Annotated in this window: 13 protein-coding genes and 1 pseudogene; all 14 read left to right on the top strand. The window is 74.7% G+C overall.

The annotated features are described in order from the left end of the window. Window positions 1-73 precede the first annotated feature (73 nt). The 14 genes and pseudogenes from ACH4VX_RS20515 to ACH4VX_RS20450 all read left to right on the top strand — a co-directional run bounded on the left by ACH4VX_RS20515 (window position 74) and on the right by ACH4VX_RS20450 (window position 23,029). On the top strand, window positions 74-1,291 hold the full coding sequence (locus ACH4VX_RS20515) for an ROK family protein (protein WP_398368834.1): 1,218 nt from the start codon (window positions 74-76) through the stop codon (window positions 1,289-1,291). Between the two features lie 51 nt (window positions 1,292-1,342). Further along, a pseudogene (locus tag ACH4VX_RS20510) lies at window positions 1,343-1,961 on the top strand (extracellular solute-binding protein); the annotation flags it as partial. 109 nt (window positions 1,962-2,070) lie between these two features. Then, window positions 2,071-3,336 carry a 6-phospho-beta-glucosidase gene (locus ACH4VX_RS20505; protein WP_398368832.1) on the top strand — a complete coding sequence of 422 codons (1,266 nt, stop codon included), beginning with the start codon at window positions 2,071-2,073 and terminating at the stop codon, window positions 3,334-3,336. Beyond that, window positions 3,327-4,298, top strand: a complete 972-nt coding sequence (locus ACH4VX_RS20500) for an N-acetylglucosamine kinase (RefSeq protein ID WP_398368830.1) — start codon at window positions 3,327-3,329, stop codon at window positions 4,296-4,298. The genes ACH4VX_RS20505 and ACH4VX_RS20500 overlap by 10 nt, the downstream gene beginning before the upstream one ends. Window positions 4,299-4,648: 350 nt before the next feature. After that, window positions 4,649-6,085 carry a hypothetical protein gene (locus ACH4VX_RS20495; protein ID WP_398368828.1) on the top strand — a complete coding sequence of 479 codons (1,437 nt, stop codon included), beginning with the start codon at window positions 4,649-4,651 and terminating at the stop codon, window positions 6,083-6,085. Window positions 6,086-6,120: 35 nt separating this feature from the next. Then, on the top strand, window positions 6,121-7,164 hold the full coding sequence (locus ACH4VX_RS20490; protein ID WP_398368826.1) for a glutamate ABC transporter substrate-binding protein: 1,044 nt from the start codon (window positions 6,121-6,123) through the stop codon (window positions 7,162-7,164). A 58-nt stretch (window positions 7,165-7,222) separates the two neighbouring features. Further along, complete coding sequence (locus tag ACH4VX_RS20485; RefSeq protein ID WP_398368825.1) at window positions 7,223-8,557, top strand: hypothetical protein; 1,335 nt, start codon at window positions 7,223-7,225, stop codon at window positions 8,555-8,557. Window positions 8,558-8,579: 22 nt separating this feature from the next. After that, window positions 8,580-11,108, top strand: a complete 2,529-nt coding sequence (locus tag ACH4VX_RS20480; protein WP_398368823.1) for a tetratricopeptide repeat protein — start codon at window positions 8,580-8,582, stop codon at window positions 11,106-11,108. Between the two features lie 3 nt (window positions 11,109-11,111). After that, window positions 11,112-12,683, top strand: coding sequence for a protein phosphatase 2C domain-containing protein (locus ACH4VX_RS20475; protein ID WP_398368821.1), 1,572 nt, complete (start codon window positions 11,112-11,114; stop codon window positions 12,681-12,683). 114 nt (window positions 12,684-12,797) lie between these two features. Continuing rightward, window positions 12,798-14,147 carry a VWA domain-containing protein gene (locus ACH4VX_RS20470; protein ID WP_398368819.1) on the top strand — a complete coding sequence of 450 codons (1,350 nt, stop codon included), beginning with the start codon at window positions 12,798-12,800 and terminating at the stop codon, window positions 14,145-14,147. Window positions 14,148-14,229: 82 nt separating this feature from the next. Beyond that, window positions 14,230-15,711: an FHA domain-containing protein gene (locus ACH4VX_RS20465; RefSeq protein ID WP_398368817.1), complete on the top strand. Its 1,482-nt coding sequence runs from the start codon at window positions 14,230-14,232 to the stop codon at window positions 15,709-15,711. Between the two features lie 487 nt (window positions 15,712-16,198). After that, window positions 16,199-16,612 (top strand): globin, encoded by a 414-nt coding sequence (locus tag ACH4VX_RS20460; RefSeq protein ID WP_398368816.1) that lies wholly within the window; start codon window positions 16,199-16,201, stop codon window positions 16,610-16,612. A 254-nt stretch (window positions 16,613-16,866) separates the two neighbouring features. After that, window positions 16,867-20,145 (top strand): FtsX-like permease family protein, encoded by a 3,279-nt coding sequence (locus ACH4VX_RS20455; protein ID WP_398368815.1) that lies wholly within the window; start codon window positions 16,867-16,869, stop codon window positions 20,143-20,145. 136 nt (window positions 20,146-20,281) lie between these two features. After that, entirely contained in the window at window positions 20,282-23,029 is a 2,748-nt protein-coding gene (locus ACH4VX_RS20450) for an ABC transporter permease (RefSeq protein ID WP_398368813.1), read from the top strand. Window positions 23,030-23,136: the final 107 nt, after the last annotated feature.

Below are 23,136 nucleotides of genomic sequence, written 5' to 3'. Positions count from 1 at the left end.
CCCGCCCGGGATGGACGTCCCGCACCGGGCGCTGAGAAGCTGGGCGGCCGAGGAAGGGCAGGTGTCGCACCCCATGGCAGGAACCGCCGGCACGCCGGGCACCCCGCGTGTGCTGCGCGCCATGAACGACCGCGCCGCCCTGGACCTCCTGCTGGAGCACGGGCCGCTGTCCCGGACCCGGATCGGCAAGCTCACCGGCCTGTCCAAGCCGACCGCCTCCCAGCTCCTGGCCCGCCTGGAAGCGGCCGGACTGGTCCTCGCCACCGGCACCACCGAGGGCCGTCCGGGCCCGGGCGCCCAGCTGTACGAGATCGACCCGGCCTCCGCGTACGCCGCCGGACTCGACGTCACCCCGCAGCGCATACGCGCGGCCGTGGCCGACATCACCGGCCGCACGGTCGGCCGGCACGAACTGCCCACCCCCGGGCGCCGCTCCGGCGTCCCCGTCGTCCAGCAGGTCACCGACGCCCTGGACGGTGCGGTGAAGGCGGCGGGACTGTCCCGCGCCGACATCCACCGCCTGGTCATCGGGACGCCGGGCGCCTTCGACCCGAACACCGGCCGCCTGCGCTACGCCTCCCACCTGCCCGGCTGGCACTCCCCCACGCTGCTCGACGAACTGGCCGCCGCGCTGCCGATGCCGTTCGAGTACGAGAACGACGTCAACCTGGTCGCCCTGGCCGAGCAGCGTCTCGGCACGGCCCACAGCCACACCGACTTCGTCCTGCTGTGGAACCAGGAGGGCCTGGGCGCCGCCCTGGTGCTCGGCGGCCGGCTGCACCGGGGCTGGACCGGCGGCGCCGGCGAGGTCGGCTTCCTGCCGGTGCCGGGCACGCCCCTGGTCCGCCGGGTCACCAAGGCCAACAGCGGCGGCTTCCAGGAGCTGGCGGGCTCCCAGGCCGTCCCGCGACTCGCCCGTGAACTGGGCATCGAGGACATCCCGCAGGCCTCGTACACCGAGGCGGCGGCCATCCTCCTCGAACGCGCCGCGGCGGCCCCGGACGGCGACGAGCCCCACCGGCACCTCCTGCAGGCCTACGCCACCCGCCTGGCCACCGGTCTCGCCTCCCTGGTCTCCGTCCTCGACCCCGAACTCGTCGTCCTGAGCGGCACCGGCCTCACCTCCGGCGGCGAGGTGCTGCGCGCCCTGATCCAGGACGAGCTGGAGGAACTGGCCGCCCCCCGCCCCCGTCTGGTCGTGGGCGAGGTCCGTGAACACCCCGTGCTGCGCGGCGCCCTGGAGAGCGCGCTGGCGACCACCCGCGACGAGGTCTTCGACACCTCCCGCTAGCCCCGCGCCTCCCCCCTTCCCCTCCCACCTCCTGCCCCAGGGAGCACTGGCATGCCCGGAATACCCGGAAAAGCGACGCTCGCACTGGCCACCACCGCCTCCCTCGTCCTCCTCGTCACGGCCTGCACCGGCCAGGCGGAGACCGGCGCCGCGGACGACCCGAACGCCGGGACGACCATCACCTTCTGGCACGGCTGGAGCGCCCCCGCCGAGGTGAAGGCGGTCCGGGCGAACGTCGACCGCTTCGAGAAGGCCCACCCGAACATCAAGGTCGAGGCCGAAGGACGCCTTCGAGGCCGCCGGCATCGAGCAACCCCCCAGGACCTGGAGCGAGTTCGCCGAGACGGCCAGGAAACTCACCACGATCGAGGGCGACACCTACGAGCGACCCGGCTTCATGCCGAACTACCATGGCTACGAGACGGTCGTGGACCACTACATGTCCCAGTGGGACCATGCCTACTTCGACGCCGACGGCAAGTCGGACATCGCCGAGGACCCGGCGTTCGCCGAGATGTTCACGTACCAGAAGAAGCTGGTCGACGACCTCGGCGGCTTCGCGAGGCTGGAGAGGTACCGCAACACCTTCGGCGACGAATGGGGCGCCGGACACCCCTCCCGCACCGGCCGGGTGACCATGCAGCTCAACGGCGAGTGGCGCCTGGGCATGGTGGCGACCGTACTGGTCATGGCCCCCGTGATCCTCGTGTTCTCCTTCGCCCAGAAGGCGTTCGTCGAGGGCGTCGCCCTGACCGGAGTGAAGGGATAGGAGACAAGACATGAAACTCACCGTGGTCGGCGGAGGTTCGACCTACACCCCCGAACTCGTCGACGGCTTCGCCCGGCTGAGGGACACCTTCCCCCTCACCGAACTGGTCCTCACCGACCCCGCGACGGACCGCCTGGACCTGATCGGCGCCCTGTCCCGCCGCATCTTCACCCGCCAGGGCCACCCCGGCACCATCACCACCACCGCCGACCTGGACGCGGCGGTGGACGGCGCCGACGCGGTCCTCCTCCAGCTCCGGGTGGGCGGCCAGGCCGCCAGGCAGCAGGACGAGACCTGGCCCCTGGACTGCGGCTGCGTGGGCCAGGAGACGACCGGCGCCGGCGGCCTGGCCAAGGCGCTGCGCACGGTCCCGGTCGTCCTGGACATCGCCGAACGCGTCCGCCGGGCCAACCCGGACGCCTGGATCATCGACTTCACCAATCCCGTCGGCATCGTCACCCGGGCCCTGCTCCGGGCGGGCCACAAGGCCCTGGGCCTGTGCAATGTGGCCATCGGCCTCCAGCGCAAGTTCGCGGGACTGCTCGGCACCGACCCCGCCGACATCCACCTGGACCACGTGGGCCTGAACCACCTCACCTGGGAAACGGCCGTACGCAGGGGCGGCCCCGGCGGCGAGGACGTCCTCCCCCACCTCCTCTCCGCCCACGGCGACACGATCGCCGCCGACCTCCGCCTCCCCCGCGCCCTCCTGGACCGCCTGGGCGTGATCCCCTCCTACTACCTGCGCTACTTCTACGCGCACGACGAGGTCGTACGGGAACAGCGCACGAAGCCCTCCCGGGCGGCCGAGGTGGCCGACATGGAACGCCGCCTTCTGGCCCTCTACGCCGACCCGGCCCTCGCCGAGAAGCCGGCCCTGCTGTCCCGACGGGGCGGCGCCTACTACTCGGAGGCGGCCGTGGACCTGGCGGCGGCGCTCCTCCGCGGCGCGGGCTCCCCCCACCAGGTGGTCAACACCCTCAACAACGGCACGCTGCCCTTCCTCCCCGACGACGCGGTGATCGAGGTGCAGGCGACGGTGGGCCCGAAGGGCGCGACCCCCCTCCCGATCCCCTCGGTGGACCCCCTCCTCGCGGGCCTGATGGCCCATGTCACCGCCTACGAGGACCTGGCCCTGGAAGCGGCCCTGCACGGCACCCGCGACCGCGTGTTCCGCGCCCTCCTGGCCCATCCCCTGATCGCCCAGTACGAGTACGCCGACCGACTCACCGACGACCTCGTCGCACACAACCGGGAGCACCTCACGTGGGCCTGACCGCAGGCGTCCTCGCCATCGACGCCGGCAACAGCAAGACGGACGTGGCGGTGGTCGCCCACGACGGGACGGTGCTGGCGACGGCGCGGGGGGAGGGGTTCCGGCCGCCGGCCGTGGGCCTGGACGCGGCGATGTCCGCTCTCACCGGGGCCGTCGACCGGGCGCTCGGCGCCGCCGGCACCCCCGCCGTCTCCCACGTCTCGGCCTGCCTGGCCAACGCCGACCTGCCCGTCGAGGAGGAGCAGTTGACGGCGGCGCTGGCGGGGCGGGGCTGGGGCGCGGACGTCGAGGTGCGCAACGACACGTTCGCGATCCTGCGGGCGGGGGTGACCGAGCCCCGGGGGGTGGCCGTCGTCTGCGGGGCGGGCATCAACTGTGTGGGGATGCGTCCCGACGGCCGTACGGCACGGTTCCCGGCGGTGGGGCGGGTCTCCGGGGACTGGGGCGGGGGTTGGGCGCTCGCCGAGGAGGCGCTGTGGCACGCGGCGCGGGCCTCGGACGGGCGGGGCGCGCCGACGGCCCTGGCCCGCGCGCTTCCGGCCCACTTCGGGCTTCCCGACATGCCCGCGCTGATCGAGGCGCTGCATCTGGAGCACGTGGCTCCGGCTCGGCGGCATGAGCTGCCTCCGGTGCTCTTCGCCGTGGCGGCGGAGGGGGACGGGGTGGCGCGGGCGATCGTCGACCGGCAGGCCGAGGAGATCGTGACGATGGCCGTGGTCGCGTTGACCCGGCTGGAGCTGTTGGACGAGGAGACACCTGTGCTGCTGGGGGGCGGGGTGTTGGCTGCGCGGCATCCTCGGCTCGATGACCGTATCCACGCGTTGCTTGCCGAGCGGGCGCCCAAGGCGGTGCCGCGGGTGGTTGCCGGCCGTCCGGTGTTGGGGGCCGCGCTGCTGGGGTTGGATCGTCTGGGGGCGGCGGAGGGGGCGTACGGGCGGGTGCGGGAGCATTTCGAGCGCTGACGCGCTGCGCCGACCGGGGGATCGGGCCGGCGCTCGCGGGGTGCCTCCCCCGGAGGGGGCACCCCCCCAGCCCACCCGCACCGCCCTGCGGCACGACCGCCCGCGGGAACGGTGGCGGACGGCACGACCGCCCGAGGATCGCGGGGGTGGCGGCAGGGGGCTGCCCGTGGTCCCGCCGGACCGGGTGTCGGGTGGGAACCGAACTGATTTCCCGGGCGTGTTCGTGGGCAGGGTGGGGGCGGAATTTCCGGCGATCGCGCTGCAATCGGATCAAGATCGCGCCAAGGCCGGTGCATATGTCAGTCCTGGCGGCGATACTTGCCGCCAGGGATGACCACGGGGGAGGTCACATGACACACACACCGAACAGCGCGGCGCCACCCGGCACCGCCACGCCCACGCTGCCGGCGGTGCCGCCCCAGCCCACCCCCGCCACCCCCACCCACACCCCCGCCGCGCCACCGCCGGAGGCCCGCCGCACCGCCTTCGCCGAGGGCGTCGACCGCCTCCGCAGGGCCGCCACCACCGAACCGGGCCGCCTCCGCATCATCGGCGCGGTCCTCGCCGCCCTCGTCGTCGCCTTCGGCGCGGTGACCGCCTGGCAGATGACCGACCGGGCAGCGGCCGCCGACGACGTCCTCACCAGCAGCCAGCCCCTCAGCTCGGACGCCGCCGACATCTACCGCTCCCTCGCCGACGCCAACACCGCCGCGTCCAGCGGCTTCCTGGCCGGCGGTCAGGAGACCGCCGCCTCCAGGGACCGCTACGAGAACGACATCCGCACCGCCGCCGCGAAGCTCGTCAACGCGGCGGCCAACTCGGACCCCGACTCCCCCTCCGCGGAGACGATCACCAAGCTCAACCGCCTGCTCCCCGAGTACAAGGGCCTGGTCGAACGCGCCCGCACCTACAACCGCCAGGGCTTCCCCGTCGGCGGCGCCTACCTGCGGTACGCGAACGAGAAGATGCAGAAGGAGATGCTCCCGGCGGCGGAGGACCTCTACACCAAGGAGAACCAGCGCCTCCGCGACGACTACGCGGACGCGACCCCCTACCCCTGGCCCGCCATCGCCCTGGGCGTCCTCGCCCTCGCCGCCCTCGCCTGGGCCATGCGCCGCAACTACCTGCGCACCAACCGGGTCCTCAACCACGGCCTGGTGGCGGCGACAACGGCAGCGACAGTCGTCCTCCTCTGGCTGACGGTCGGCCACAGCCTCGCCCGCTCCGGCCTCGACGACTCCTACGACCACGGCGTCCGCTCGCTCAACGTGCTGCACGACGCCCGTATCGCCTCCCTGAAGGCGAGGGGCAACGAGAACCTGACCCTGGTGGCCCGGGGCGCCGAGACGACGAAGGTCGCCGACGAGACGTTCGACGCCTACGACTACGACTTCGGCCGCGACATGGACACCCTCGCCGAGGGCCTGGCCCGGGCGGAGCGCCTCGCGGACGACGACAGCGGCACGAAGCCGGTCACCTCGGCGGTGGGCAACATGACGGAGTGGAAGAAGCGCCACGCGGCGGCCCGTGAGCAGGACGAGAACGGCAACTACCAGCAGGCGCTGGACATGGTGATCGGTGCGAAGGGCGCGACCGGCGAGTGCTTCGACAGCGTCGACAAGAACCTGGCCGCGGCGCTCGCGCACGAGGAGAACGAGTTCAAGCAGGCGGCCGGCGACGGCCGGGACGCGCTGACGGGCCTGCCGGCCGGCGCGGCCGTTCTCGCCGTCCTGGGCGCTGTCGGCGCGGTGCTGGGCATCGGCCGCAGGCTGTCGGAGTACCGATGAGCGGACGGGTGAAAGAGCCGAAGGGGGCCATGACGATGGCCGCACGACACCTGCGGGCCCGCCTGAAGGGCTGGGGCGGAGTGGGCGCGATGGCGACCGCCTGCGCCCTGGCACTGGTCTTCGCGCTGGCGCTGACCTGCGTCGGCACCCCGGCCGGCGCCCCCTCCAGGACCACCGGCCAGACCGTGTCCCACGCCGCGCGGACCCAGGCGGACGAGGACTGCACGGCCCCGGAGAAGCAGACCCTCTCCCCCGACACCGCCGCCGGCCCCACCATCGAGGCGATCAAGAACCGTCAGGGCGAGAAGCGCAAGCTGATCGTGGGAGTCGACCAGAACAGCTACCGCTGGGGCTACCGCGACCCCAACAGCGGCGAGAGCGGCGCCCTCGAGGGCTTCGACATCGACCTGGTGCACCGCATCGCCGAGGACATACTCGGCGACCGGGACGCGGTCCAGTTCAAGGCGATCCCGACCGACCAGCGCATACCGGCGATCAAGGCGGGCCGGGTCGACATGGTCGTCCGTACGATGACGATCAACTGCGACCGGCTGAAGGACGTGGCGTTCTCCGCGCCCTACTTCAGGACGGGCCAGCAGGTCCTGGCCCCGAAGTCCTCACCGGTCGAGGGGTACGACGAGACGCTCGCGGACCAGGAGATCTGCACGGCGACGGGCTCGACCGCGTACACGAAGCTGGAGGCGGACAAGAAGGCGGGCAGGCTGCCGGCGTCCACCGACATCCGCACCACCGTCCCCAACCAGCTGGACTGCCTGGTGCGGCTGCAGCTCGGCGAGGTCGACGCGGTGGTCACCGACGGCGCGCTCGCGGCCAGCCAGGCCGCGCAGGACCCGACGGTCCAGCTCAAGGGCGAGGCCTTCACGACCGAGTACTACGGCGTGGCGATGAAGAAGGACGCGGACGATCTGGTCCGCCGGGTCAACCGGATCCTGGTGGACTTCCGCGAGGACACCACGGACGGCTGGCAGGACGCGTACACCGAGTGGCTCTCGGCCACGCTGGGCGAGGACGCCTCCGGGTCGAGGCCCCCGACCCCGGAGTACCTGCGCGAGAGCTGACCCCGACCCCGGCAGGACACGCCCCAACCGTCAACAACCCCCCAGCGAGAGGTGACCGATGGCCGACACGGATCCCACCGGGCCGGTGATGGACCGGGACGAGGTGGACCGTGCGCTGGCGCGGCTCGGCGCGGAGCACGAGGCGGTCGAGACCTCGCTCCTCGCCCTGCAGGACCACGCGGGCCGAAGACTCCTGGAGGGCGCGCGGCTCACCGGCATCACCGAGGAGCGCTGGACGGCCACCGAGGCGTCGATCACGCTGCTGTGGACGTACTTCGACGCGTACACGGACGCGTTGCGCACGGCCCGGGACATCCGGTCCCGCCGCCGCTGGTCCAGCCGCGAGGACCTGGTGGAGCTGACGGAGCTGCTGCGCGGCGATTCGGTGACCGTGGCCGGCGGCGTCGTGGCGACGGCCAACGCGCCGACGCTCCACGCCGCCCCCGGCAGACTCAGTGAACGCTACTCGCTGGCCACCCTCGTCGACCGTATGAACGAGCTGTACGCGACCTCGCTGGACATGGTCGTCGCCGCCGACGCGGTCTGGTCGGCGCTGCCCGCCCGGATCGATTTACTCGCCGCCGAGCTCCAGCGCACCAGCCGGCTCGCGCACTCGGTCGGCGTGCGCCCTGGCGAGCATCCGGCGGGCGACGACCTGGAGCGGATCACCCGCACGCTGACCAGGCTGCGCGAACAGGTGGTGTCCGACCCGCTGGCGTACTGGAAGCGGGCGGAGGGCAGTTCGGCACCGGGCGGCGGACGGCCCGACACCACGGTCTACGACCGTGAGGCGCGCGCGCTGGAGGACGTGCGCCGGGAGATCGACGCGGTACTGACGGTCCGCCAGGACGCGGAGAAGCGCATCGTCAGGCTGCGGGACGTGCTGTCCCGCGCCGACCGCACCCTCGCCGAGGCCCGCACCGCGCGCGGCGAGGTGCTGGCGAAGATCGCCGCGACGGAGGTGCCGGTGGTCAGCGGACCGCCGACCGTGCTGCAGGAGCAGTTGTCGACGGCCGCCGAGTACCGCAGACGCGCCCAGTGGCACCGCCTGTCCCCGCTCCTCGAGGCCCTTGAGCAGAAGGCGGACGACGAACTGCTGCGCGCCCGCGAGTCGTTGACCGCGGTGACGGCGCCGCTGGCGGTCCGTGCCGAGCTGCGCGGGCGGCTGGACGCGTACAAGGCGAAGGTGGCCCGGCACGGCCTGGCGGAGGATCCCGTCCTGGTGGAGCGGTACGAGAAGGCGCGCCGCATGCTGTGGAGCGCGCCCTGTGATCTGCGCGCCGCCGACCGGGCGGTGCTGCGCTACCAGCAGGCGGCCGTGGAGGTCCTCGGCACGGCGCCTCGGACGCCGGGCCAGGGCGTGCCCGACGACCGGAGGGGGCCGGGCGCATGAGCGACAAGGGGGAGGCCGCGTCATGAGCGGACCGGAGAACCGGGCACCCGGTACCGGGCAGGCGCGGCGCGCCTGCCAGCGCCCCGAGTGCGGCGGCACGTACGAGGACGTCGGCGGCGGTGAGCTGTACTGCGACACCTGTGGCCTCGCCCCGGTGGTGTCGCCGACCGGCCTGGTCGGCTCGGCCCCGACCGGCATCACGGCGGGTGGCCGCGACTCGCGTGGTTCGGCGGGCAGCGGGCGCTCCGGCAGCCGCAGTTCCCGCACCTCGTCCCAGTCGTCGAAGTCCCGCCGTTCGGTCTCCGGACGGCTCTCCCGCTCGCTGTCGGGCCGGACCACGGGCCGCTCGGTGTCGGTGCGCAGTTCCGGCGCGGGCTCCGGCTCGTCCGGCCGGGGCCGCCTCGGTGCCGGTCTTGTCGAGGTGCCGCCGATCCCGCGCCCCGATCCGCGCGCGATGGTGCTGGAGAACCCCGAGGTGCCCGAGCGGAAGCGGTTCTGTTCGCGCTCGGACTGCGGGGCGCCGGTGGGCCGGGCCCGCAGCGGCCGGCCGGGGCGCACGGAGGGCTTCTGCACCAAGTGCGGCCACCCGTACTCGTTCGTCCCGAAGCTGCGGGGCGGCGACATCGTGCACGGCCAGTACGAGGTGGTCGGCTGTCTGGCGCACGGCGGTCTGGGCTGGATCTACCTCGCCGTGGACCGGGCGGTCTCGGACCGCTGGGTGGTGCTGAAGGGCCTGCTGGACACGGGTGACCAGGACGCGATGGCGGCGGCGATCTCCGAGCGGCGCTTCCTCGCGGAGATCGAGCACGCCAACATCGTGCGGATCTACAACTTCGTGGAGCACCTCGACCAGCGCACCGGCTCCCTCGACGGCTACATCGTCATGGAGTACCTGGGCGGCAAGTCGCTGAAGGAGATCGCCAACGGCCGCCGCACGCCGGAGGGCAGACGCGATCCGCTGCCGGTGGAGCAGGCGTGCGCGTACGGCATCGAGGCGCTCGAGGCGCTCGGCCATCTGCACAGCCGGAACCTGCTGTACTGCGACTTCAAGGTCGACAACGCGATCCAGACCGAGGACCAGCTGAAGCTGATCGACATGGGCGCGGTGCGCAGGATGGACGACGAGGAGTCGGCCATCTACGGCACGGTCGGCTACCAGGCGCCCGAGGTCGCCGACGTCGGTCCTTCGGTGGCGTCGGACCTGTACACGGTGGCCCGTACGCTCGCCGTCCTCACGTTCGACTTCCAGGGCTACACGAACGTCTACGTGGACTCGCTGCCCGACCCGGACAACATCGAGGTCTTCCGGCAGTACGAGTCCTTCTACCGCCTCCTGGTCCGCGCCACCGACCCGGACCCGGCCCGCCGGTTCGCCTCCGCGCAGGAGATGACCGAACAGCTGACGGGCGTGCTGCGCGAGGTGGTCTCCCTGCAGTCGGGCCGCGCCCGCCCCGCGCTGTCCACGCTCTTCGGCCCGGAACTGCGGCTGACGGACACGGAGTTGTTCCCCGCGTCGAACGGGGACGTCTCCCGTCTGGGCACCCGTCCGGGCCGCCCCCGCAAGGGAACGCCTCACGCGCTCCCGCCCGCCGCCGGCACCTCCGCCCTCGTCAAGCCCGTCGACTGCTCCGCCGCCGCGCTCGCCCTGCCCGTGCCGCACGTCCACCCCTCCGACCCCAACGCCGGTTTTCTCGCGGGTCTGCTGACGTCCGCGCCCGGTGAGCTGATCAACGCGCTCGCCGCCGCGCCCGCCCCGTCGGCGGAGACCCGGCTGCGCGAGATCCGCGCCCGGCTGGAGACCGGCGAGCGGGCCGCCGCGCTGGCGGCGCTGGGCACGCTGGAGGAGCAGGATCCCGACGACTGGCGGGTGGTCTGGTACCGGGGGGTGGCCGCGCTCGTCACCGGCGACCACGAGGGCGCCGCGCTCGCCTTCGACGCGATCTACGACGCGTTTCCCGGCGAGACCGCGCCGAAGCTGGCGCTCGGCGTGTGCGCGGAGGTGCTGGGCCAGTTGGACAACGCCGCCGAGTACTACCGCCTGGTGTGGTCGACCGACCCGAGCCATGTGAGCGCCGCGTTCGGGCTGGCCCGGGTGCAGTTGGCGGCCGGGGACCGCAGCGGCGCCGTGCGGACGCTGGTGTCGGTGCCGGAGTCCTCCATCCACTACACGGCCGCGCGGGTGGCGTCCGTCCGGGCACGGTTGCGCGGGCGTGCGGCCGTCGCCGGTGACGTACCGTTCCTGGACGACCTGACCGCCGCTGCCGGGCAGGTCGAGGCCCTGGAGGCGTACGGTCTGGATCCGGCACGGCGCGAGTTGTTGTCGGCCGAAGTCCTCGGCTGCGGGTTGGACTGGGTACTCTCCGGGGGCCGGGGTTCCGCTCCTCCCGCCGCCGGGGGGCGGACGCTGCTCGGCAGCGGCCTGGACGAGCGGGGCCTCCGTTTCGGCCTGGAGCGTTCGTACCGCACGCTGGCCCGGCTGGCGCGCAGCGGCGAGGAGAGGATCGACCTGGTGGAACGTGCCAATCGTTACCGCCCCCGGACGTGGGTGTAGTTGATGTCGCAGATGCCCCAGCAGGCCGCTCTGTCGAAATGCCCGAGCTGCGAGGAACCCCTCGAGTCGGGTGACCGTTTCTGCGGTGCGTGCGGATACGACCTGTCCGTGGTCCCCGCACGGCCGCGGGACGAGCCGACGATCGCCATGAACGGCTCGGTGCCGTCGCAGGCCCCGGCGGAGCGCGGCCGGCCCCGGCCGCCGTCGGCCCCGCCCGCCGCACCGGCCTGGCCCGCCGCCCCACCGGCCCAGCGTCCGGCCGACCCGCCCGGCACGCCGCCCGGCCACGGAACACCGGCCCAGGGCACCCCCGTGCCACCGCCCGCACCCGGCGCCCAGGTTCCGCCGTCCGCCGCCCAGGGCACCCCTGTGCCACCGCCCCCGGCCCCGGGCACTCCCGTACCACCGCCCCCGGCGCAGGTGACGCCCGTACCCCCGTCCGGGGCCGAAGGCACGCCCGCGTCACCGGCTTTGACGGGTGCCGTACCGCCGCCCCCGTCGGCGACACCCCCCGCGCCGTCGTCCGGGGTGCGCTTCGACCGGCGTGCGCAGCCGGAGGCGCAGGCCGGCGCCGACCGGCCGGCCGCGCAGCCCGACGAGTACCCGCTCCAGGCGCCGGACCCGCGGGTGGCGGCCGAGCAGGGGACGGCCGCCGGTGGTGCCGCGGTGTGCGTGGCCTGCCGTGCGGGCCGGGTCGACGACGACGGCTACTGCGAGAACTGCGGCCACGCCCAGCCACGTGAACGGGACCACATGGAACAGGAATGCGGCCCCGTGGCCGCGGTCAGCGACCGCGGCCTGCGCCACCACCGCAACGAGGACGCCTTCGCCGTGAGCACCACGGCGCTGCCCGACGGTTCCCCCGCCTCGGTGGCGATCGTCTGCGACGGCGTCTCCTCCGCGACCCGCCCCGACGAGGCCTCGCTCGCCGCCTCCCGCGCGGCGAGCGAGTCCCTGCTCGCGGCCCTGCCGCACGGCACGCACCCGCAGCAGGCGATGCACGACGCGATCGTCGCCGCCGCCGACGCGGTCAACGCACTGGCCGACGAGCCCGCGGAGGCCCGTGAGCACGCCCCGCACCAGAACGCCCCGGCGTGCACCATCGTCGGCGCCGTGGTGACGGCCGGTCTGCTGGTCGTCGGCTGGGTCGGCGACAGCCGCGCCTACTGGGTCCCGGTGGACCGCTCCGCCCCGGTGGCCCGGCTCACCGAGGACGACTCGTGGGCCGCGCAGATGGTCGCCGCGGGTCTGATGGGCGAGGCCGAGGCGTACGCCGACCAGCGCGCGCACGCGATCACCGGCTGGCTCGGCGCCGACGCGTACGAACTGGAGCCGCACACCGCGTCGTTCAAGCCGGACCGGCCCGGTGTGGTCGTGGTCTGCTCGGACGGCCTGTGGAACTACGCGGAGTCGGCCGACGAGATGGCCGAGGTCGTGCCCGCGGACGCGGCCGTACGGCCGTTGCACAGTGCCCGAGTACTGGTCGGTCACGCCCTCGACGGCGGGGGCCACGACAACGTAACAGTGGCCCTCGTGCCGTTCCCGGCCGTCCCGCAGGGGGCAGGATCGGCCTGAGAGGCCGCTTACGGGAAGCCTCTTACGGGGAAGGCTCAACGGACCGGAGGGGACCGGTCCGTCATCCGTCGTCGCCCCGCGCCGTCGGGGCATCCAAGGGGGAGCGAAAAAGGCATGGCCAATTTCTCGAAATCGAACGTGCCGCAGTTCTCGGTGGACGTGTACCAGAACGAGTACCTGCCGGAGGGCGGCCGCGAGGTCAACGCCATCGTCACGGTGACCGCGACCGGCGGCGGCACCATCGGCAGCGCGGCGGCGGCGCCCCACCTCTACTCGCCCGGTGAGGGACCGTCGGCGGCCGTGGTCCTCATGGTCGACTGCTCGGGCTCGATGGACTACCCGCCGACCAAGATGCGCAACGCCCGCGACGCGACGGCCGCCGCGATCGACGCCCTGCGCGACGGCGTGAACTTCGCGGTGGTCGGCGGCACGCACGTGGCCAAGGAGGTGTATCCGGGCGGTGGCGGCCTGGCGGTCGCCGACGCCGGCACGCGTGAGCAGGCCAAACAGGCGCTGCGGAAGCTGAGCGCGGGCGGCGGTACGGCGATCGGCACCTGGCTGCGGCTGGCCGACCGGCTGCTGGCGTCGGCGGACGTGGCGATCCGGCACGGCATCCTGCTCACCGACGGGCGCAACGAGCACGAGTCGTCGGAGGACCTGAAGGCGGCCCTGGACGCCTGTGCCGGACGGTTCACCTGTGACGCCCGAGGTGTGGGCACCGACTGGGAAGTGAAAGAAGTCACAGCCATCGCCTCCGCCCTCCTCGGCACCGCCGACATCGTCGCCGACCCGGCCGGCCTCGCCGCCGACTTCACGCGGATGATGGAGACGGCGATGGGCAAGGAGGTCGCGGACGTCGCGATGCGGCTGTGGACCCCGGTCGGGACGACGGTGAGGTTCGTCAAGCAGGTCGCGCCGACGGTCGAGGAGCTCACCGGCCGTCGCACGGAGGCGGGTCCGCGCGCGGGTGACTACCCGCTGGGTTCCTGGGGTGACGAGTCCCGCGACTACCACGTCTGCGTCGAGGTCCCGGCCGCGAACATCGGGCAGGAGATGCTGGCGGCCCGGTTGTCGCTGGTGATTCCGCAGTCGTCCGACGGCAGTGTGCGCAACCTCGGCGCACAGGGTCTGGTGCGGGCCGTGTGGACGGACGACATGGCCGCCTCGACGTCGATCAACCCCCAGGTCGCCCACTACACCGGGCAGGCGGAACTGGCGGAAGTCATCCAACAGGGTCTGGATCTCCGCAAAGAGGGGGATATCGACGGAGCGACGGCCAAACTGGGCAGGGCCGTTCAGCTCGCGAGCGCGTCCGGCAACGCGGATACTGCGAAACTGCTTGCGAAGGTGGTGGACGTGGTCGATGCCACGACGGGTACTGTGCGACTGAAGGCGAAGGTCGAGGAGGCCGACGAGATGACGCTCGAAACTCGGTCCACAAAGACTGTTCGTGTAAAGAAGTGATCCGTAAGTAGTCGAGCCTGGCCCCTCGGGGTTGGAGAAACCGGCCGGAACCGGCCGGACGAGGAGAGGGGGAAGCGCCGACATGCCGACCTGCCCGAACGGACACCAGTCGGGTTCCGACGACTGGTGCGAGGTGTGCGGTCACCGCATGGCGGGTGCCGTGCCCCCACCCCCTCCCCCGCCGCCCGCACCCGGCGGCTACGGATTCCCTCCGCCCGGCGGCCCCGCAGGCGGTCCTGGCGGCCCCGGTGGTTTCGGTGGCCCCGGTGGCGGCCGGCCGGAGCTGTGCCCGCAGTGCCGTACGCCGCGTGAGGGCGCGGCGCCGTTCTGCGAGGAGTGCCGGTGGAACTTCCTGACGAACACGGCGACCTCGTACACCCCGGCCGCTCCGCGTCCGCCGGCCCCCGGCCCGGGCGGGCCCTTCCAGCAGCCGCCCGGCGGACCGTCGTACGGCGGCGGTGACTCGTACGACTACCAGGGCTCGCGTCCCTCGCAGATGAACCGCCCCGCCGAGCCGATCCCGCCGGGCCCGCCCGGCTTCGGCAGCGACCCCTCACGCCCCGTACCGCCCCCGCCCGGCCCGGGCGGGCCCGGCGGCTTCGGCGGTCCCGGCGGCTCGAACGGGCCTGGTGGGCCTGGCGGGCCGAACGGTCCTGGCGGCTTCGGCGGTCCCGGCGGCTCGAACGGGCCTGGTGGGCCTGGCGGGCCGAACGGTCCCGGTGGACCTGGCGGCTTCGGTGGCCCTAGTGGCCCGAACGGCCCGGGTGGGCCTGGCGGGCCGAACGGCCCGGGTGGGCCTGGCGGGCCGAACGGGCCTGGCGGTCCGAACGGCCCCGGTGGACCTGGCGGCTTCGGCGGTCCCGGCGGACCGAACAGCCCCGGCGGACCGCAGGCGTTCCAGCCCGGGCCGTCGGCCCCGCCCGGCTTCCCGCAGGAGACCGGCCGCCCCCGGCCGGGCGGGCCGCCCTTCGGCGGCGGTGACGACGACTGGGTGATCTCCCCGCCGACCGGCGGCCCCGGTGGCCCCGGCGGTTCCGGCCCCGGCGGTCCGAACGGCCCCGGTCAGCACGGCGGTTACGGCTACCCGCAGCCCGGTGCGACCCAGGCCCCGCCCGGACCCGGCGGCTTCCCGCAGCAGCCCCGCCCGGGGCAGGGCCCGGCGACCTGGAGCGCGACCATCGGCCCGGACCGCGAGTACTTCATGGCGATGATGCATCGCTCCGGCCCCGAGGCCGCGGGCCTGAACCTGCCCGCGTACTCGCCCGAGCAGCAGCGCACGCTCACCGGCAACCAGATCACCATCGGGCGCCGTCGCCACTCCACCGGCGACACCCCCGACATCGATCTGTCGACCCCGCCGGAGGACCCGGGCGTCTCCCACCAGCACGCGGTGCTGGTGCAGCAGCCGGACGGCACCTGGGCGGTCGTCGACCAGAACTCGACGAACGGCACGACGGTCAACGGCTCGGACGACCCGATCCAGCCGTTCGTCCCGGTCCCGCTCCAGGACGGCGACCGGGTCCACGTGGGCGCCTGGACGACGATCACCATCCGCCGGGGCTGAGCGACGGCCCGGGGCGGCGGGCACCGGCCGGACGTACGGCCCCTCGGGGTCGTCCAGCCGGGCGCGGTCGCCCTCGGCGTCGGCCGTGAGGCCGTGGCGTTCGCGCTGCGGCCTGCCCTCGCGCTCCCGGAGGCCGTACGCCTTTCACGGGGTGAGGGCGCCGGCGGTCGGCACCGGCAGGAACCGGAACGGATCGCTTCCCCGGGCCGCGGCCGGCAGCCCCGCCGGACCGGGCTGCTCCCGCGACGACCGGCTCGCGCCGCGCAGCCACCGTTCTCGCGCCACCGGCGTTCGCAGCCGCCGACGACGCCCGCGCAGTGGGGCGGCACGGCGGTGAACGCCTCCCGCCGCACCGGGTCGGCGTCGAACGCCCCGCTCGCACCGATCTCCCGCACGAGCGCGGCCCGCACCTCGCGGTCCTGCCCCCTCGTGGCTCCACCGTGGGGCGGTCCTGGGCCTCGAGTCCTACGTCGTCGCGTCTGAGACCATGGACGGCGTGACAGAGATTCGGCGCGGCACGCTTCAGGAGCAGACCTTCTACGAGCAGGTCGGCGGGGAGGAGACCTTCCGCCGGCTCGTCCACCGTTTCTACCGGGGAGTGGCCGAGGACCCGTTGCTGAAGCCCATGTACCCCGAGGAGGACCTGGGCCCGGCCGAGGAGCGGCTCGTGCTGTTCCTCATGCAGTACTGGGGCGGTCCGACCACCTACAGCGAGAACCGCGGTCACCCGCGACTGCGGATGCGCCACGCCCCGTTCAAGGTCGACCGGGCGGCGCACGATGCCTGGCTGAAGCACATGCGCGACGCCGTCGACGAACTGGGCCTGTCCGAGGAACACGAACAGACCCTGTGGAAGTACATGACGTACGCGGCGGCGTCGATGATCAACTCTCCGGACTGAGACAGCGCCCTCCGGCACGCTCCAGCCCCTCCGGCGTTCGAGGAGCGGCGGTCCGGGGGCAGCGCCCCCTGGGAACGGACGGAACGGGAAGAGCCGGCGGGGCGAAGGAAATCCTCCTCACTCCGATCGCATTCCGGTCATTCGTCCCCGAATTCCGATCACAATCCGGTCAAGCCCGCCTCCCGGACGGTTACTCCCATCACACCCCCTCTGACAACATCACCCGGAGGTCCGGACAACCACGGGGGGTTGCGGTGACAGCCGCAGGGGGATCGGCGAGATTCGTACTCGCCCGCGCGCACGCGCACAAACCCCTCCTCGCGGCCGCCCTCCTCACCGTCCTCCTCACCACAGCCGTCCTCGCCACCCTCACCGCCTACTCCACCACCATCGGCGACGCGTCCCTGCGTCACGCCCTGGCGGCCCCCCACGACGCCGCCGACACCACACTCGCCGTCAAGGCCGAGACCGTCCCGCCGGACCGCCGCGCCGCCACCGACACCGCCGTACGCGAAGGCGCCCGGAAGGCCTTCGACGGACTGCCGGTGACGCTGCGCACCCTCACCCGCTCCGGCCCGTACGCCCTGCCCGGCTCCCTCCGCACCCCGGACGAACGCGCGGAGACGGACGAACCCGACCTCACGCACTTCGCCGCACTGGACCGCACCCAGGTGCGCGTCACCGAAGGCCGGATGCCCGCGGAAGGCACCGGCACGGAGATCGAGGCCGCCCTCCCGGAGACCGCCGCCCGTGTCCTCGCCCTGAGGCCGGGCGCCCGCCTCACCCTGGACAACCGGCTCGACGGACCGCCGGCGAAGGTCCGGATCACCGGCCTGTACCGGCCCGTGGACACCGCCGCGCCCTACTGGCGGCTGGACGACCTGAACGGCCGCGGGATCGTCAAGGGACACTTCACGACGTACGGCCCCCTGCTCGCCGACCCCACCGTGCTCACCGGACGCGACGTCAGCACGGGCCCCTCGGGGTGGCTGGCGTCGGCCGACTTCTCGGCGATGACGACCGAGCGGATCGACGCGCTGCGCGAGGCGGTGGGCGGGGGAATCGCCGCCCTGCCCGAGGCCGAGGCGCTGGACGGCACGGCGACCGCCACGAGCGAGCTGCCCGCCGCGCTGGACCGCATCGAGCGCTCCCTGCTCGTCTCCCGTTCCACGCTGCTGGTCATCGCGCTCCAGCTCGCCCTCCTCGCCGCGTGCGCCCTGCTGCTGGTGGCCCGGCTGCTGAGCGCCGAACGCGCGGGCGAGACCCGGCTGTTGCGGGCCCGCGGCGGTTCCCGCGCCCAGGTGGCCCGGCTCGCCGCCCTGGAGGCGCTGCTGCTGGCCGTGCCCGCGGCGGCCTGCGCCCCGCTGCTCGCGGGACCGCTCACCCGGCTGTTGGCCGGGCAGGGCGCGCTGGCCCGGATCGGGCTGCGTCTGGACGCCTCCGTGGGCGCGGTCGCCGGACGTGGCGCTGTGTGGCTGATGGCGGCGGGCGTGGCGCTGGGCTGCGCGCTGGCCGTCACGGTTCCGGCGCTCGTCTCCTCCTTCACGGCCGGCCGTGCCAGGCCGCTGCCGGGCGTGGTGCGCGCGGGCGCGGACGTGGGGCTGCTGGTGGTGGCCGGTGTGGCCTACTGGCAGCTGGGCCGCCGGCCCTCCGGTGCCGTCGGCGAGGACCTCGGCGTCGATCCGCTGCTCGTGGTCACCCCGGCGCTGGCGCTGCTCGCCGGTACGGTGCTGACACTGCGGCTGCTGCCGCCGGTGGCACGGCTGGCCGAGCGGTGGGCGGCCCGCGGTCGCGGGCTGCCGGGGGCCCTGGCGGGCTGGCAGTTGAGCCGCCGCCCGATGCGCGGGGCCGGCCCGGTGCTGCTGCTGGTGCTCGCCGTGGCGCTGGGCGTGCTCGCGATCGGCCAGGGCTCCTCGTGGGACCGCTCGCAGGACGACCAGGCGGACTTCCGGGCCGGCGCGCCGGTGCGGGTCCTGGCCGCCGGGGAGGACGCGCTCGGCCGCGGTCAGGCGTACGCGGCCGTGTCCGGCGTACGTGCGGCCGCTCCCGTCTTCCGTACGACCGTGCCGCTGTCCGGCGGGCGGACGGCGACCGTGCTGGCGCTGGACGCCGCGCACGCGGCGGACATGATGCTGATGCGCTCCGACCTGGCTCCGGTGCCGGTGCGCGCGATGGTGTCCGGGCTGTCGCCGAAGGGCGCCGCGGCGGGCGTCCGCGTGCCGGCGGGCACCGCGCGGCTGACGTTGACGGCGGCGCTGCGGGGCGCGGACGCGGGAACCCCGGTCGACGTCAGTGCCACGGTGGAGGACTCCTACGGCACCCCGTACACGCTCGGCCTCGGCGGGCTGCGCGCCGACGGACGTCCCCACGGCCTCGCCCTCGACCTCGCGGCGGTCGCCGAGGCGCCGGTGGGCGCGCTGACGCTGACCGGGCTCCGGCTGGAGCTGACCCAGCCGGTCGGGAAGGCCGAGCGGCACCGCCTCACCCTGGCGGCGCTGACCGCCACGGACACCGGCGGCCGGGACCGGGAGCTGTCGCTGCCGACCGAGTGGAAGCCGTCCGTCCGCGCCGGTGGCGCCATGTCCTCCGGCGGCGGGGGCACCGGCCCGACCCGGCCCCGCGTGGTCTCCGGCGACCCGACGACCGTCGTCTACGGCACCGGCCACCTCCCGCCGGAACTGGCCTGGCGGCCCTCGCCGCTCACCATCGGCCTCCAGGTGCCGCAGCGGCCGGTGTCCGAGGTCACCGCCGTGGCGACGGACCGCTACCTCGCCTCCACGGGCGCGCGTCCGGGGCAGCGGGTGGACGTGCGGATCGGCGGGTCCACCGTGCCGCTGCGGCTGGTGCGGGCGGTGCGGGAGCTGCCGTCCACGCCGGCCGGCGGGAAGGACGACGGCGGGGCGCTGCTCGTCGACCTGCGGTCCGTCAACCGGATCGTCCAGGCGGGCCGGGGTGAGAGCGTGCTGCCGAACGAGTGGTGGCTCGCGACCGCGCCGGGCGCGTCGGCGCGGGTGGCGGGGACGCTGCGCGAGCGGCCCGACATCGATCCGTCCCGGGTGGTGGTGCGGGACGAGATCGCCGGGGAGCTGCGCGACGACCCGTTCGGCGCCGGGCCGGGCACCGCGTTCGGTGCGGCGGTCCTCGCGGCGGCGGCGCTGACGGCCGTCGGGTTCGCGGTGAGCGCGGCGGGGTCGCTGCGGGAGCGGTCCGCCGAGTTCGCGGTGCTGCGCGCGCTGGGCGCCTCCCGGCGGCGGCTGGCCCGGGTGGTGCTCGTCGAGCAGGGGGTGCTGGTCGGTCTGGCGCTGGCCGTGGGCGTCCTGCTCGGCGCGGTGCTGGCCCGGGCGGTGATTCCCCTGGTCATGCTGACCGCGGAGGCCACCCGCCCGGTCCCCGGGGTCCTGGTGGAGCTGCCGCCCGCCCGGGTGGCCGTCCTCCTGGCCGCCGTGGCCGCGGCGCCCCTGCTGATCACGGCCGTACTGGCCCTGCGCAGGGCGGACCCGGTGACGTCGTTGCGGGAACGGGGAGGCGAGTGAGGATGAGCGTCCTGACCGTGCGCGCCCTCATGGGCCCGCGCCCGGCGCCGCGGCAGCCCGGCGCTCCTCGCCGCCCCGTCCACGGCCGCCGCTGCCCGTCACGGCCGTACCGCTGCGGGGACGGGAGGCGAGTGATGTGACCGGGCGGACTCCGGGACGGGCGCGGCCGGCCGCGCCCTGGGTGCGTACCCGGCTGCGGTCGGCTCCCGGTGCGGCGGCGGCGCTCGCGCTGCTGGTGGCGGTGACCGCGTTCCTGGCCGCCGCGCTGCCGCTCGCGGTCGACCGGTACGGCGACGCGGGGCTGCGCCGGTCGATGGAGGTGGCCGGGCCCGGACGCACCAGCGTCCAGCTGTACGCCTCCCAGGACGAAGCCTTCATGCCGCAGGAGGAGTGGGAGGCGCAGCTTCGCCCGGACGCGGTGCGCGGCCCCTACGCCAAGCTCTTCGCGCTGCCCGGACGCGCCCTCCCGCTCGACCCCGGGCAGTCGTCCCACGGTGTGCGCACCACCCGGCGGCTGGCGGCCCCGGACCCGTATCTGTCCCGGCCGGACGGGCTCGCCCCTGAGTTCCACCTCGTCGCCCCGAGCGGGCTCGCCGGCCACTCGCGGCTGCGGGAGGGCCGGCTGCCGAAGGCCCCGGACGACGTCACCGCGGCGACGACGGCGGTCGAGGCCGCCGTCACCGCCGAGACGGCCCGGAAACTGAACATCGGGGTGGGCTCGGTCGTCCACGTGCCCGGTGTGGAGCGCGCCCCGCTCACGGTGCGGGTCACCGGCGTCGTCGAACCGCGCGCGCCGCGGGAGGCGTACTGGTCGACCACGCCCGTGCTGCGCGGCCCGAGCCTGCTGACCGTCCCCGGCGACCCGCAGCGCAGCGTGTTCTGGGTCGGCGCGCTGCTGCTGCCCCCGGACGCGGCCCCGGCGCTGCTGGGCACGGGCGGGATCCCCGAGCGGTACTGGACGCTGGCCCCCGAGGTGTCCGCCCTGCACGGTCACGACCTGCCGCGGCTGACGTCGGCCGTCGCCTCCCTGGAGGCGGGCCCGCTGCTCCAGCGGGCCCGTACGGCCGCCTCGCCGGCCGTGCACGCGGAGACCTCGCTCGACGAGGTGTTCGCCGGGTACACCGGGCTGCGGTCCGTCATCGGCCCCCTGGTCGCCGTCGCCGCCTTCGGCACCGGCACGGTCGCGGCCGTCGTCCTGCTCATGGCGGGCGGTCTCGCCGCCGACCGGCGCCGTGCCGAACTCACCCTGCTGCGTGCCCGCGGCGCCTCCCTGCGCGGTCTGACCGGCCGGCTGCTGGCGGAGACGGCGGTGGTCGCCGTGCCGGCGGCCGCCCTCGGCCTGGCCGCCGCCCGGCTCGCGGTCGGCGGGGGACGGCTGTCGTACGCCGTGGCCGCCGTCGGTGCCGTCGCCCTGCTCGCCTCCGTGGCGCTGCCACTGCGGGCCGTCGCCGCACACCGCGCGGTGCGGGTGCACGCCGCCCGCGACGACCTCGTCTCGGCCCGCCCGTCACGGCGTCGCACGGTCGCCGAACTGACGCTGCTCACGCTGGCGGCGGGCGCGGTCGTGGCGCTGCGCACGCGCGGTACGCCGGACGGCGAGGGGGCGTCCGGGGACGAGCTGGTGTCGTTGGCCCCGGTGCTGGTGGGGGTGATCGCCGCGCTGGTGCTGGTGCGGCTGTACCCGCTGCCGTTGCGCGGGCTGGCCCGTCCGGCCGGGCGGCTGCGGGGTGTGGTGGGCCCGCTGTCGCTGGCCCGCGCGGGCCGTACGTCCGGGTCCGCGGTGCTGCCCCTGCTCGCCCTGCTGACGGCGCTGACCACGGCCGCCTTCGGCGGTTCCGTCCTCACCGGTGTGGCCGACGCCCGGGACCGCGCGGCCGTCCTCGCCGTCGGCGCCGACGCCCGCATCGAGGGGCTCCGGCCGTTGCCGTCCGGTCTCGCCGACCGGGTCCGGCGCGCACCCGGTGTCCGGGACGTCACCGCCGTGAGCGTCTCCTACGAGGGCCTGCCCTCGGGCGGCAGGCTGACCGTGCCGGTGGCCGGGGTCGAACCGGCCGGTTACGCGGCCCTCAGCCGTCACACGGACACCGGCGCCTTCGACCCGGACGAGCTGGAGGCGTCCGGCGGCGGGACCCTGCCCGCCCTGGCCTCCCCCGAGGTCGCCGACCGCTACGGCACCCGTCCGTTCCGGGTGCGCCTGGACGACGGCAGTGACATCACCGTACGGATCGTGGAAGTGCGCGAGCGGACACCGGCGCTGGCGGGGCTGGAGTTCCTGGTCGTGGACCGCTCCGGGCTGCCCGGGGGTCCCGCCCGTGCGACCGCGCTGCTGGTGACCGGCGACCGGCCGGACGCGGGCGCGCTGCGCGAGGCGGCGGGCAGTGCCGCGCAGGTCCGGTTGCGCGTCGAACAGTTCGCGAAGTACGTCGACTCGCCCCTGCAGTCCGGCGCCGAGCGGGTCTATACGGCGGCGGTGGCGGCGGGCGCCGGGTACGCCGTGCTCGCCCTGCTGCTGACGCTGCTGCGCGCCGCGCCCGAACGCGCCGCGCTGCTGGCCCGGCTGCGCACCATGGGTCTCACCCGGGCCCAGGGCCGCCGCCTGCTGGTGCTGGAGTCCCTGCCGCAGGCGCTGCTCGCGGCGGTCGGCGGCACCGTCACGGCGTGGGCCGCCGTCCGGCTGCTGTCGCCCGGCATCGACCTGACGACCGTCGCCGTCTCCGCCTCCTCGTCCCCGGCGGGGCGGGCGGCACTGCGCACCGACCCGGTGTCCCTGCTGGTACCGGCCCTGGCGGTGGTGGCCCTGACCGTCGGCATCGCGGCGGCACAGGCGTGGTGGACGGGCCGCAGGGGTTCGGTGCGGGAGCTGAGGGCGGGTGATGCCCGATGATCCGCCCGGCGCCCTCCCCGGCAGCGCTTCCCTCGATGTCCCGCCCTTCGCCCGCGACGTTCCGCTCCTCGCCCGCGCCCTCTCCCGTCTCGCCCCGGCCGCCACGG

Source organism: Streptomyces sp. NPDC020731, from assembly GCF_044334705.1.
Classification (GTDB): domain Bacteria; phylum Actinomycetota; class Actinomycetes; order Streptomycetales; family Streptomycetaceae; genus Streptomyces.
Note: the sequence above shows the minus strand (reverse complement) of the source record. Positions and strands in the feature narration are given on the sequence as shown.

Coding starts and splice junctions, on each gene's coding strand:
- ACH4VX_RS20480 (WP_398368823.1), top strand. CDS start 8,580: ATGAGCGGACCGGAGAACCGGGCACCCGGTACCGGGCAGGCGCGGCGC.
- ACH4VX_RS20485 (WP_398368825.1), top strand. CDS start 7,223: ATGGCCGACACGGATCCCACCGGGCCGGTGATGGACCGGGACGAGGTG.
- ACH4VX_RS20515 (WP_398368834.1), top strand. CDS start 74: ATGGCAGGAACCGCCGGCACGCCGGGCACCCCGCGTGTGCTGCGCGCC.
- ACH4VX_RS20465 (WP_398368817.1), top strand. CDS start 14,230: ATGCCGACCTGCCCGAACGGACACCAGTCGGGTTCCGACGACTGGTGC.
- ACH4VX_RS20505 (WP_398368832.1), top strand. CDS start 2,071: ATGAAACTCACCGTGGTCGGCGGAGGTTCGACCTACACCCCCGAACTC.
- ACH4VX_RS20490 (WP_398368826.1), top strand. CDS start 6,121: ATGGCCGCACGACACCTGCGGGCCCGCCTGAAGGGCTGGGGCGGAGTG.
- ACH4VX_RS20475 (WP_398368821.1), top strand. CDS start 11,112: ATGTCGCAGATGCCCCAGCAGGCCGCTCTGTCGAAATGCCCGAGCTGC.
- ACH4VX_RS20460 (WP_398368816.1), top strand. CDS start 16,199: ATGGACGGCGTGACAGAGATTCGGCGCGGCACGCTTCAGGAGCAGACC.
- ACH4VX_RS20470 (WP_398368819.1), top strand. CDS start 12,798: ATGGCCAATTTCTCGAAATCGAACGTGCCGCAGTTCTCGGTGGACGTG.
- ACH4VX_RS20495 (WP_398368828.1), top strand. CDS start 4,649: ATGACACACACACCGAACAGCGCGGCGCCACCCGGCACCGCCACGCCC.